The 12,818-nt window shown below is 66.4% G+C and carries 8 protein-coding genes; 6 read left to right on the top strand and 2 right to left on the bottom strand.

Annotation, left to right across the window (positions count from 1 at the left end; all coding sequences use genetic code 11):
* The first annotated feature begins 77 nt into the window (after positions 1–77).
* The 6 genes from OWC48_RS20225 (at position 78) to OWC48_RS20200 (ending at position 9,064) form a co-directional block, all read left to right on the top strand.
* Entirely contained in the window at positions 78–677 is a 600-nt protein-coding gene (locus tag OWC48_RS20225; RefSeq protein ID WP_282521530.1) for a hypothetical protein, read from the top strand.
* Between the two features lie 153 nt (positions 678–830).
* Positions 831–1,064, top strand: coding sequence for a DUF6894 family protein (locus tag OWC48_RS20220; protein WP_028152150.1), 234 nt, complete (start codon positions 831–833; stop codon positions 1,062–1,064).
* A 224-nt stretch (positions 1,065–1,288) separates the two neighbouring features.
* On the top strand, positions 1,289–3,031 hold the full coding sequence (locus OWC48_RS20215) for a methyl-accepting chemotaxis protein (protein WP_282521529.1): 1,743 nt from the start codon (positions 1,289–1,291) through the stop codon (positions 3,029–3,031).
* Positions 3,032–3,209: 178 nt separating this feature from the next.
* Positions 3,210–4,916 (top strand): methyl-accepting chemotaxis protein, encoded by a 1,707-nt coding sequence (locus tag OWC48_RS20210; protein WP_282521528.1) that lies wholly within the window; start codon positions 3,210–3,212, stop codon positions 4,914–4,916.
* 204 nt (positions 4,917–5,120) lie between these two features.
* Positions 5,121–7,091, top strand: a complete 1,971-nt coding sequence (locus tag OWC48_RS20205; RefSeq protein ID WP_282521527.1) for a methyl-accepting chemotaxis protein — start codon at positions 5,121–5,123, stop codon at positions 7,089–7,091.
* 284 nt (positions 7,092–7,375) lie between these two features.
* On the top strand, positions 7,376–9,064 hold the full coding sequence (locus OWC48_RS20200) for a methyl-accepting chemotaxis protein (RefSeq protein ID WP_282521526.1): 1,689 nt from the start codon (positions 7,376–7,378) through the stop codon (positions 9,062–9,064).
* A 3-nt stretch (positions 9,065–9,067) separates the two neighbouring features.
* Here the strand turns inward: OWC48_RS20200 and OWC48_RS20195 are convergent, their stop codons facing one another.
* Together OWC48_RS20195 and OWC48_RS20190 are read right to left on the bottom strand one after the other, a co-directional pair.
* On the bottom strand, positions 9,068–11,788 hold the full coding sequence (locus OWC48_RS20195; RefSeq protein WP_282521525.1) for a DUF2339 domain-containing protein: 2,721 nt from the start codon (positions 11,786–11,788) through the stop codon (positions 9,068–9,070).
* Between the two features lie 51 nt (positions 11,789–11,839).
* Positions 11,840–12,808 carry an NrtR DNA-binding winged helix domain-containing protein gene (locus OWC48_RS20190; protein ID WP_282521524.1) on the bottom strand — a complete coding sequence of 323 codons (969 nt, stop codon included), beginning with the start codon at positions 12,806–12,808 and terminating at the stop codon, positions 11,840–11,842.
* Positions 12,809–12,818 lie beyond the last annotated feature (10 nt).

The following is a 12,818-nucleotide window of genomic DNA, read 5'->3' as shown; positions in this document are numbered from 1 at the left end:
GTTGCCTTGGTTAGTATGGTAAGCAGCGGGTAAAGAGATAAGGCATTGCCCGCGCTGGGGTTGGTTCGGAGTTGAGCATGCTTGCGCGTATTGTGTTGGGGGCTGTCACGGCGGCAGCGACGTTTGCGCCGGCCATCGCAGGAAGCATGAACGCCGACGAGGCGCGCCGCTTCGTTGCCGGTAAGGTGTTCGCCTTCACCTGTTTCGACGGTACCCGCGGCGCAGGCCGTATCCTGGACGATCTCGGCGCCGCCGGCGCGGTGCAGTTCTCGGGTGCAGGCCCGGTGAAGCATCTCCGCCTGCCCGGCAACACGCTACAGATCCGAGGCCAGAATGTCTGCGCCTCGATCAAGGGCATTCCGTTCGAGCCCTGCTTCAACCTGGAAAAGACCGACGATCGCAGCTTCCGCGGCTCGGTGTCGGGCATGGGCTTCGCCTATTGCGACTTCCACCACCAGGGCGGCAATCAGATGCTGATGGCCCGCGCCGTGGCGCGTCCGCGTTCGTTGCGCCCCCCGGAGCACACTGGTTCGGTCGCTGCGTCCAACACTGAAGTCGCCGCGCGTGTCGAGACGCCGCGTGTCGAGAGCGGCCGGCTCGAGCCGGTGAAGTCCGAGGCCAAATCGGAGCCCGCCAGGAACGACGCTCCGCTGGAATTGCGCCGCTCGACCCAGTGAGCTGGCTGCGCGGGACAGCCCGCGCATTTTGTCGTTGAAATATTCATCTGTCACCAAGCCGCCGCGCCGTAGTCATACGGACGGCGGCTTTCATGCCTTGGTAGCGACTCGCGTCCCAGTTTGCGCAAGGCCGGGGGATGCAAGGGTTCTACGATGTCGCTGTATTTCTTTCGCATCAGCACCGGTCGTTATTCCGGCGCCGCCGACCAGCCGTACGAGTTCGAGGATCGCGCCGCCGCCTGGGCCGAGATGAGCGAGGTCTGCGCCAACCTGCTCGGCAGCATAGCGCGCAACCTGAAGCCGAATGCGAAGTGGAGCATGGAGCTGCTCGACGAGAACAAGAAGCCGGTCTTCCGCGTCAGCCTGGTCGGTGAGACCGTGTGCTGATGACCGCGAACGGGGAACCGTTAACGGACGCCAGCGTGTGCAAATCCGCGAAATCCATCTCGTTACACGTGAAAAGTGCGCAACTGCAGTAGTTTAAGCGCCATTTCAGTATTTCTACCCAGGCTGCCGCGGCCGCTCTTAACGTTAATGAGCAACCTCGCGGTTAGCCTTCCCGGACTGTTCACGCGCGTCGGCGCGGCAATGCGTATCCGGGGATTACGTCGATGATGTTCATTCAAAACCTGCGAATTGGCACCAAGCTCGCCGTGACCTCGGCACTCACCATCGCGCTCGTCGCGCTGATGATCGTTCTCCAGATGAGCGGCGGCGCCGAGGTTCAGAAGCTCAGCAATGGGGCATCGGGGCAGCAGTCGATCGCGCAAAACGCCGCGGAAGCCAAGGCGTCGGTCCGTGGGATGCAGATCGGCATTCGTGACATCCTGAGTTCCATTTCGCCGGCCGAGTTGCAGAAGGCCGTCACCTATTTCAACGATCGGCAGACCGCGGCCCTGAAATTCGCGGACGAGATGGCGAAGCTGTCGCGCTCGCCGGAGAACCACAAACGGATCGACCGCCTGACCGTGTTGATCGGCAATTTCAGCAAGGGGCAACAGCAGATCGAAGCGATCCGCAAGCAGGAGCTCGCCCTGGGCGCGAAGAAGGACGGCGAGGCGTCGGCGCCGCTCGCAAAGCTCGTCGCCGAGGTCGACCGCATCCGCAAGGAGACGCTGGCGCCGATCAACGAAGAGATATCGGAGCTGACCAACGAGATCATCAATTTCGCCAAGCAGAAGAGTGCCGAAGCCCGCGCCGAAGCCGAAGCTGAGGCCGCGTCCGTCGCGCGGACCTCGTTCGTCGCCGGCGTGCTGGTCGCGCTGGTTCTGATCGGGGCGTGCATCTTCTCCGTCTTCAGCATTGCGCGGCCCATGCGCGCATTGACGGCGGCGATGGAAAAGCTCGCGGGCGGCGACTTCTCCGTGGTGCTGCCGGGCCTCGGCCGCAAGGACGAGGTCGGCGAAGTCGCCGGTGCCGTCGAAAAATTCAAGATCGTGTCCGAACAGAAGGCGCGGGAGGACGCGGAAGCCAAGTCGCGGCAGGATCAGCTCGCGGCCGAGCAGCGCAGGTCCGAGATGCGCAGGCTCGCCGACAGCTTCGAAGGCGCCGTCGGCGAGATCGTCGGCACCGTGTCATCGGCTTCCACGGAGCTTGAAGCGTCCGCCACCACGCTCACCTCGACCGCGGAGCGCACGCAGCAGCTCACCACCGTGGTCGCGGCGGCCTCCGAAGAGGCCTCCACCAACGTGCAGTCGGTGGCGTCGGCAACGGAAGAGCTGTCGTCGTCGATCACCGAGATCAGCCGCCAGGTGCAGGAATCCGCGCGCGTGGCCAGCGAGGCCGTCGGCCAGGCCCGCACCACGACCGACCGTGTCAGCGAGCTGTCGAAGGCGGCGACGCGGATCGGCGACGTCGTGGAGCTGATCAACACCATCGCCGGCCAGACCAACCTGCTGGCGCTCAACGCCACGATCGAGGCCGCGCGCGCCGGCGAAGCGGGCCGCGGTTTTGCCGTGGTCGCCTCCGAAGTCAAGGCGCTCGCCGAGCAGACCGCGAAGGCGACCGGCGAGATCGGCCAGCAGATCGCCAGCATCCAGGCCGCGACCGAGCATTCGGTCGGCGCCATCAGGGACATCAGCGACACCATCGAGAAGCTGTCGGAGATCTCCTCGACCATCGCGGCTGCCGTCGAAGAGCAGGGCGCCGCGACGCAGGAAATCTCCCGCAACGTGCAGCAGGCGGCGGCAGGCACCCATCAAGTGTCGTCCAACATCACCGACGTCCAGCGCGGTGCGAGCGAGACCGGCTCGGCGTCCTCGCAGGTGTTGGCGGCGGCGCAGTCGCTGTCGGGCGACAGCAATCGTCTCAAGCTCGAGGTCGGGAAGTTCCTGGGTACCGTTCGCGCGGCCTGACCAAGACGCAGGGAGAGCCTTGCTCCCTGCGCAAGTCTCGGAACGCAAGAGCGGCGTCGATCACGATGGAAACTCCGTGTTTCTACGGAAAACGTGGTTAAGGGAAGCGGAATGGTTTTGGGCGAAATTCATGGGAATTCAGCCGCTTGAGCGGCAATGTCCATGAAGGGTTCCCGTCATGCATTTTCTTGGCCGCTTCCGCATCCTGAGCAAGATCCTCGGGATCGTCGTCCTGCTGTGCGGGATCGGTGCCGCGATCGCCTGGCTTGGTGTCTCCGCTCTCAGCGATCTCAGCGAAAAGGCCGACGTGATGTCGACCGCGGCCAAGCGGGCCCTGCTCGCGGCGCGCGCCAACCAGAACGTCATCGCGCTGAACCGCGCTGAATTCCGCAGTGCGCTCGATCCGCGTGACGACAATCGCCTGGCCGCGCGTGATGTCATCAACGCCCAGCTCAAGCAGTATCAGGAACGTTTCGACGAGGTCAGCCAGACCCCGGACGAGAAGGCCAAGACGCTGCTCCCGGGCGTGCGCGAGGCGTTCTCGGCCTACAAGAGCCAGATGGACACGACGCTCGCGGCCGTCGATGCCGAGAAGTCGGCGAAGCTCAGCGACAGCGCCGACAAGCTGCGCGACACCGCGATGAAGAGCAGGACCGCTGCGGAGAACCTTCAAGGCAAGATGCGCGAACTCGCCGATCGGCTGAATGCGCGCGTCGAGGAGAAGAGCAAGGAAGCACGCGAGCAGTACGAATCGACGTCACGCTTCCTGATCATCCTCGCAGGCCTCGGTGTCATCATCGGCGGCGCGTTGGGCTTCATCATCGGTCAGTACGGCATCGCGCGGCCGATCCGCATGATCGTCGGTGTGCTCCAGGAGCTTGCCGTCGGCCGCTATCAGGTCGAGATCGCCGGCCTCGATCGCAAGGACGAGGTCGGCGAAGTCGCCAAGACCGCGGAAGTGTTCCGGGAGAACGGCCTTGCCAAGATCCGGATGGAAGCCGAGCAGAAGGAGATGGAGCAGCGCAGCGCGGCGCAGCGTCGCCAGGACATGCTCCGGCTTGCCGACCAGTTTGAAACCGCCGTCGGCGAGGTGATCGAGACCGTGAGCTCGGCCTCGACCGAGCTCGAGGCTTCCGCGACGACGCTGACCGCGACCGCGGAGCACGCGCAGCAACTTGCGACCGTGGTCGCTTCGGCCTCTGAGGAAGCCTCCACCAACGTGCAGTCGGTGGCCTCGGCGACCGAGGAGCTGTCGTCCTCGATCACCGAGATCAGCCGCCAGGTGCAGGAATCCGCGCGCGTCGCCGGCGAGGCGGTCGGCCAGGCCCGCACCACGACCGAACGTGTCAGCGAATTGTCGAAGGCGGCAACGCGGATCGGCGACGTCGTCGAGTTGATCAACACCATCGCCGGCCAGACCAATCTGCTGGCGCTCAATGCCACGATCGAGGCTGCGCGTGCAGGTGAAGCCGGCCGTGGCTTCGCCGTCGTCGCTTCCGAAGTCAAGGCGCTTGCCGAGCAGACCGCCAAAGCGACCGGCGAGATCGGCCAGCAGATTTCCGGCATCCAGTCTGCTACCCAGGACTCGGTCGGCGCCATCAAGGACATCAGCGACACCATCGAACGGCTGTCGGAGATCTCTTCGGCGATCGCGGCAGCGGTGGAGGAGCAGGGCGCGGCGACGCAGGAGATCTCCCGCAACGTCGCGCAGGCGGCGGAAGGCACCCATCAAGTGTCGTCCAACATCACCGACGTGCAACGCGGCGCGAGCGAGACCGGCTCGGCGTCGTCGCAGGTGCTTTCGGCTGCGCAGTCGCTGTCCGGCGACAGCAATCGCCTCAAGCTCGAGGTCGGCAAGTTCCTCACCACGGTGCGCGCCGCCTGAGGGCGGCCGTCCTCACCCATCATCCGCCGATTGCAACCGCCTCGCGAGGACGCGTCGCGGTTCGCATGCGTCCGCAGCCGATGCCGCGGTGAGAAGGTCTGCACGGTTAACCTTCCGGAAAACCGATGCAGTCATGATCTCGCAATATTCGGATGCCGAGTCGCCCTCCCTCTATTGCGTATCGAACGTATCGGAGCACATTCAATGAGCGGCCTTTCCATTCGCCTCACCCACAAGGTCATGGCGATCGGACTCTTCGGCCTTGTCGGTCTCGTCGTCTTCGGCGCGATCTACGAGATCGGCAGCCTCTCCCAGGACGCCTCCCGCACCGTTGCCAACCGCGCGCGCGCGATCGCTGACCTCAACAATCAGCTCACGATCGAGATGCTGGAGGCGCGCCGCAACGAGAAGAATTTTCAGCAGCGCCGCAACGAAAGCTACGCCAAGGCCCATGCCGAGCTGATGGCACCGATCAACCGCGATTTCGACGAGGTCGAGCGGTTGATGGCGGCCGGCGGCATGAGCGCGCTGTCCGACAAGACCAGGCAGGCACATGACGGCTTCAAACGCTATGCTGAGGATTTCAAGGCGCTCGTCGTGGCCGAGACCAGACTCGGGCTGAATGAGACGCTTGGCCTGTCCGGCTCGCTCCGCGCCGCCGTGCACGACATCGAGGTGAAGCTCAAGGAGATCGACGATCCCAGGACGACGAGCTGGATGCTGATGATGCGCCGGCACGAGAAGGACTTCATGCTGCGGCGCGACCCCAAATACATTGCCGAAGTGAAGAAGGCCGGGGTCGAATTCTCCAAGGCGATCGAGGTGGTCGCAGTCCCGACGGCGGTGATGAACGACATCACGGCCAAGCTCCAGAAATACCAGTCCGAGTTCGCGGCCTGGGCCGAGACCGCGCAGCAGAGCGCCGCGCTGGACGCCAGCATGATGAAGACATTCCGCGAACTCGAGCCCTCCATGGTCGAGGTGCGGGCCGCGGTCGACGCCATGTACAGGCAGGCTGACGCCGCGGAGGCCGCAACGCGCGATGCCGTGCGCATGTGGATGATGATCGCCTTCGCGTTCACCGTCGTCGTGCTCGCCGTGGTCGGCTTTGTCCTCGGGCGCTCGATCTCGAAGGCGCTGTCCGGCATGGTCGGCGCGATGACGCGGCTGGCGCGTGGCGAGCTTTCAATCTCCGTCCCCGGCGTCGGGCGCAAGGACGAGATCGGCGAGATGGCCGGCGCGGTCGAGGTGTTCAGGACCAACATGGCGGAGGCCGAGCGGCTGGGTGCGGAGCAGGCCGAAGCTGACACGCGCGGGCGCGAACGGCGCAAGGCGGACATGCACCGCCTCGCCGACGGGTTTGAAGGCGCGGTCGGCGAGATCATCGACACGGTGTCGTCGGCGGCAACCGAGCTCGAGGCGTCCTCCAACACGCTGACGCAGGCCGCGGAGCGCGGTAACGGGCTTGCCACGGCGGTGGCCGCAGCCTCCGAGGAGGCGTCCGCGAACGTGCAATCGGTGTCGTCCGCGAGCGAGGAGATGACCACATCGATCTCGGAGATCAGCCGTCAGGTGCAGGAATCGGCCCGCGTCGCCGACGTCGCGGTGGAGCAGGCCCAGCGCACCAACGCGCGCGTCGCCGAGCTGACCAAGGCGGCAGGCCGCATCGGCGACGTGGTCGAGCTGATTAACACCATCGCCAGCCAGACCAATCTGCTGGCGCTGAATGCCACGATCGAGGCAGCGCGGGCGGGCGAAGCCGGCAAGGGCTTTGCGGTGGTCGCGACCGAAGTGAAGGCGCTCGCCGAGCAGACCGCGAAGGCCACGGGCGAGATCAGCCAGCACATCGCCGCGATCCAGACCGCGACGCAGGATTCGGCCGGCGCAATCAAGGAGATCGGCGACACCATCGCGCGGATGTCGGAAATATCCTCGGCCATCGCCGCGGCGGTGGAGGAGCAGGGCGCCGCGACGCAGGAGATCTCCCGCAACATCCAGCATGCCGCGCACGGCACCTCGGAAGTCTCCGCCAATATCGGCAACGTCCAGCGCGGCGCAGGCGAGACCGGGGCTGCGTCGGCCCAGGTGCATTCAGCGGCGCAATCGCTCTCTCAGGAGAGCAACCGGCTGAAGAGCGAGGTCGCGCGCTTCCTGGAGTCGGTGCGGGCGGCGTGAGGTCGTCAGTTGCTCCGTTCGAGCCGCGCATCGCGGTGCGCCAGTGTGGCGTCGCGCGATGTCTGCTGCACTGCAACCAATAATTGCGGAACATATGACGGCGGCGACAGCGAATTCCGTAGTTCCACGTAGGTTCCTGTTAACGCCTGTTTGCAACTATGAGCGCAATCTTACGGGATAAAAATCAGCCAGCATTGTTGAACTGACTTCCGCCCTGTCGTCCGTCGTGACGATGGCGGCGCAGGTGATTTGCGCGTTGCTAGGTCTCATCGGGATTTGCTGTGATGTCGAAGTTGTCGATCGTGTTCAAGCTTCTGACCGTGTTGTCGGTCCTCGTGCTGTCGCTCGCCGGCGTCGGCGTGATGGCGATCGGCACCATGCAGAGTATCAATTCCCATACCGTCGAGATCGCGGAGAGCTGGCTGCCGAGCGTGCGTGCGCTCGGCTCGCTTCGCGCCGATATCAACGAGCTGCGCGTCGCGCTGCGCCTGCACCTGATGCAGGACACCGCCGAGGGCAAGGAAGCCGCCGAGAAGCGCCTCGCCTCGCTGCAGGCGCGCATCGACCAGACCCGCAAGGTCTACGAGCCGCTGATCACCTCGGCCGAGGAGCGTTCGCTCTATGAGCAGTGGAGCAAGGCGTGGGCCGAGTACCTGAACGGGGTGCAGGACGTTATGGCGCTGTCGCGCAAGGGCGTCGGTCGCTTCCCGACCGATGCCAACGAGCTGTTGCAGACCAAGGTCGCGAAGATGGCCCAGGCCGCCGACCCGCTGCTCCAGAAGGGCATCGAGATGAACAACCGGGGCGCCGAGCTGGAGACGAAGCAGGCGGCCGACAGCTACGCCACGATCTTCCGCGTGCTGGTCGGCATCATCGTGTTCTCGGTCGTGATCGCGATCGGTGCCGCCTATTATCTCGTGCGTGACGTTTCTCGCGGGATTGCCTCGATCATCCATCCGATGCAGTCGCTCGGCGAAGGCGACCTCTCCGCCGAGGTGCCACATCGCGGCGAGAAGACCGAGATCGGCTCGATGGCGGATGCGCTCCAGATCTTCAAGGAGGCGTTGATCGCCAAGAAGGCCGCCGACGAAGTCGCTGCGGCCGACGCCGAGACCAAGATCGAACGCGGCCGCCGCGTCGACGCCATCACCCGCAAGTTCGAGGCCATGATTGGCGAGGTCGTCGGCACCGTGTCGTCGGCCTCGACCGAGCTCGAGGCCTCCGCGACCACGCTGAGCAGCACCGCGCAGCGCGGGCAGGAACTCGCGACCGTGGTCGCCGCGGCGTCCGAGGAAGCCTCCACCAACGTCCAGGCGGTTGCGTCCGCATCGGAGGAGCTGTCGTCCTCCATCACCGAGATCAGCCGCCGCGTGCAGGATTCGGCGCGGATGGCCGCGGAGGCCGTCGAGCAGGCCACGCGGACCAACGACCGCGTCAACGCGCTGTCGCAGGCGGCATCCCGCATCGGCGACGTGGTCGAGCTGATCAACACCATCGCCGGTCAGACCAACCTGCTGGCGCTCAACGCCACCATCGAGGCGGCGCGTGCCGGTGAAGCCGGCCGCGGCTTCGCGGTCGTCGCCTCCGAGGTCAAGGCGCTGGCCGAGCAGACCGCGAGAGCGACCGGCGAGATCGGGGCGCAAGTCTCCGGGATCCAGGCCGCGACGCAGGAATCCGTCAGCGCCATCCAGGAAATCGGCGGCACCATCGAGCGGCTGTCCGAGGTGGCGGCGGCCATCGCAGCCGCCGTCGAGGAACAGGGCGCGGCCACGCAGGAGATCTCGCGCAACGTGCAGCAGGCTTCGGTCGGTACGCAGGAGGTCTCGATGAACATCACGGACGTGCAGCGTGGTGCGATCGAGACCGGCTCGGCGTCGACGGAGGTGCTGTCGGCGGCGAAATCGCTCGCGACCGACAGCACGCGGCTCAAAGTCGAGGTCGCGCAGTTCCTGGAGTCGGTCCGCGCGGCCTGATCCTCAAGTGCTCGCCTGCGGAGCCGGCGGCGGTGCGACCTGCCGCCGGAACAGGATGCGCTGGTAGAGCCAGCCGATCGCGACCAGCACGATGCCGAGGCACATGAACGACAGCGCGCGGTAGACGCCTGTCAGCGTCGACATGTCGATCACGAAGGCCTTCAGGATCGTCAGCGCGATCACCGCGGCCGACGCCAGCCGTGCCCGCTCGGAGTTGACGAGAATGCCGACGCCGAGCAGCACCACGCCGAAGGCGAGCCAGCCGATCGAATAGGTGTATTGCTCCGCGCCCGTGGTGGCGCCGTAGAGCAGGACCGGGCCGTGATAGAAGCGGCGGATCTCCAGCGTCACATAGGTCAGCGCGAACACCAGCGCACCGCCGGCAATCGTGTTCGCATAGGCGACTGGGCGATGTCCGGCCACAGCATAGGACAGCAGCAGCATCAGCACCGCCGGGAGAGCGTAGCCGAGCAGCAACAGGTTGAAGACGAGACCGCCGACATCGACGCTGGAGAGCAGCCACGGATTCTCCAGGATCAGCAGGCCGAAGACGCTGATGAGCCCGGCGATCGCGGTGAGCGCGATGGCGCCGACGTTGTGAACGATGCTGTGGCTCCTCAGCCGCAGCCGCTCCAGCCCGATCGCCATGGCGAGCGCGACGCAGACTTGCAGGGCAAATTCGAGCAGCGAGGGCGGCGACGTCATGCGCCCGCCGGTGGCAAGATGCCGGATCTCCATGAAGGCCAGCAGCGCGGTGAACAGGATCGCCGCGGTCTCCACGATGCGCAGCGGCGCATCGTCGCCGCGGCGGCGCAGGAAGATGCTCGCGCCCCAGAACGAGGCCGCCGGCAGGCCGTAGCCCCACAACAGCCAGTTGAAGATCGGCGTGGTGCCGACGGCATCGCCGACGATGCGCGGATCATAACCGATGCGCGCGGTAACGATCGCGGCAAAGATGGCGGCGAGCCGGCGCAGGACCGGGATCGGACGCTGCAGCGAGATCCAGGCCGTGCCGAGCGACATCAGCGCCAGCGCGATGGTGAGCCAGCCCTTTTCGAGGGCGAAGGTCAGCGCCAGCGCCAGCGCGCCGAGCGTGCCGGTCGCGAACAGCGCGACGGAGGTCGCAGCGCCCGGCCGATCTTCGCGGCGCGCCAGCGCTTCGGTCGCAGCGCCAAAGGCGGCGGCGAGCAGCACCGCGAGGATCGCAAACGGGATCGAGCGGTCGAGATGGGCAATGCGCGCGTAGAGCGCAACGAGGATCGCGATCGGCGTCGCAACGGCTGCCGCCGACCACACCACCGGAATGACCGCCGAGTTCGAGCGACCCTGCGCGAGAAAGCCTGCGATGCCGAAGCCGGCAGCGAAGATTGCGGCCATCACCAGATGCAGCGTCACCGAGCTGTCGGTGGCGACCGGTCCAACGCCGGGCATCGGGCCGCCCGGCAGCACCAGCATATCAGGATTGGCGCGCACCGCCCATTCGGCGAACACGATGAAGACGGTCGCTGCGGCCGCGCCCAGCGCGCCCGTTGCCGCCGGCGCGCGCCATGCGACGAATAGCGTCGCACCGACGAGAAGCGTGAAGGCGATCAGCGCAAGGTCCGCATGCGCGCTCGACAGCACGATCAGCATCGCGCCGAACAGATAGGCGCCAAGCGAGCTCGACGACACCGGCTCGATCTCACCATCCTCGAATGTCGGACCGAACATGAAGCCGCAGACGACGAGGAGGGCGGCGAGCACGAAGCCCGCGATGACATGGAAGGCGTGCGGCGCGACCTGCAGCTCGCTGGTGTCGAGCCCCGGGAAGATCCAGAGTACGGCGAAGGCGATGGTCGTGACCGCCAGCCAGCGCCACAGCCGGATGCGCGCGAGGCCGAAGCTCGCGGCGGTGACGATCGCAAGATAGATATAGAGCGCCCAATAATCCGGCTTGCCGCTGGAGACGAGGATCGGCGTCACGAACGCGCCGACCACGCCGAGGCCCGCGAGTGCGGGCCCATGCAACAGTGCCGCGGCGAGCGTGCCCATCGCAACGATGCCGAGCAGCACGAAAGCGGTGGCGGGCACGAGGAAGCCATAGAGCGCATAGGCTGCGTAGATGGTCGCGAACGCCACCGCCGTTCCGGCCGCGGTGAGGATCGCGGGGATGTTGGCGATCGGCAGCGCTGCGATGTTGGAGATGCTCTCCTTGCGCCGCGACCATTCGCCGGCGCCCAGCAGCGCGGTTGCGAACAGCCCGCCGAGGAACACGCGCACGCCGGGGCCGACGAGGCCCGCTTCGATCGAATAGCGCACCATGAAGAAGCCGCCGAGCGCGAGCGCAAGGCCGCCGATCCAGACCACCCAGCGCGTGCCAAGCCGCTCCTCGAAGCCAGGCTCTCTAATATCAGGTGCCGGCGCGGGCAGGGGCGGCGGCGTATCGGCCACGGTGTTCGCTGCGAGCGGCGGCGGTGAAGCTTCTTCGGTGACGAGCGGAGGCGGCGCTACCTCGGCTTCGGGCGCGAGCGGCGGCGGCTCGGCGGCCATCGTCGCGGGCGCTTCGGGCTGCACCTGCGCGGGCATCAGCGGCGGCGGCTGCACCTGCCGCTGCGCGTAAAACATCTCTTCGAGCGAGGCCAGCCGGCGGCGCAGCTCGGCCGCCTGGCTGGAGGCCTTGATCGCGATCAGGACAGCGATGATCGCAATGATCAGCGCAAAGACGTCAAACGGGCCGTCGAACATGAAGCCTCCAGGCAACCGGCGGGCAGGGGCCGGTCACGCAAATCCTAGGATCTAGCGCCGGGAGCGTACGCGCAAGCCCGGCGCGGGTCGTTCCTGGAGCACGTCGCGGCGGAAGCGGTAGAGCGCCGCCGGCCGTCCACCGGTCTGTGTCGACATCACCCCGGTCGGTTCGACCAGGGCTTCGGTTTCGACCAGGCGGCGGAAATTTTGCTTGTGCAGGTGCCGGCCGGAGATCGCCTCCACCGTGTACTGCAATTCAGTGAGTGTGAACTCGGCGGGCAAAAGTTCAAACACCACAGGACGATACTTCAGTTTTGCACGCAGCCGCGCGATCGCTGTCGCGAGAATCCGGCGGTGATCGAATCGCATGGAGGTGCCGAGCGCGGGAAGCTCCTTGCGCGCCAATGCCGCAGGACGGCCGTCGCGCCGCGCCTCCTCGATCAGCCCGGCCTCGTACAAGAGCTCGTAGCGGTCGAGCACGCGCTCCTCGTCCCAGGGCGCGCCGTCGAGACCGAAATAGAACCGCACGCGATCCCGGCGCGGCAGCGCGCGTGTGGTCTCCGGCGTCTCCTCCTCGGCCCATAGCGTCAGCGCCGGAATGATGTCACGAGCGATGATCGCGGGCGGCTCCTCGCGCCAGTCTTCCCAAGGGAGGAAGCGATACCACGGTTCGAAGCTCGCGCCGGTCGCTGCGAGCTCGCCGCCCACCGCGCGCGTCAGCGCGAGATAGCCGATCGACACCATATGCGCACCGGTGTCGCCGGCCTCCGCATGACGGCCGCGATCGCCGAAGGTGTAGAGCTGCTCGACATAGCCGAGCCGCAAGCCCGCCTGCGCCTCGACCCAGGCGCGCAGGCCGATCTCGAAGGTGCGATGGCTCAGCGCATCGAACGTCCCGAACGGCAGGCCGCCTAATCCGTCGCCGCCGCGTGCGGTGAGGATCAGCGGCTCATGGTCCTCGATCGCGACGATCGCCGCGGTCAGGCCGATCTCGATCGGCGTCAGCTGCGTGTCGCTCATGCGGCTGATG

Source organism: Bradyrhizobium sp. Arg816, assembly GCF_029989365.1.
GTDB lineage: Bacteria > Pseudomonadota > Alphaproteobacteria > Rhizobiales > Xanthobacteraceae > Bradyrhizobium.
This window is presented reverse-complemented; position numbering and strand designations above follow the sequence as displayed.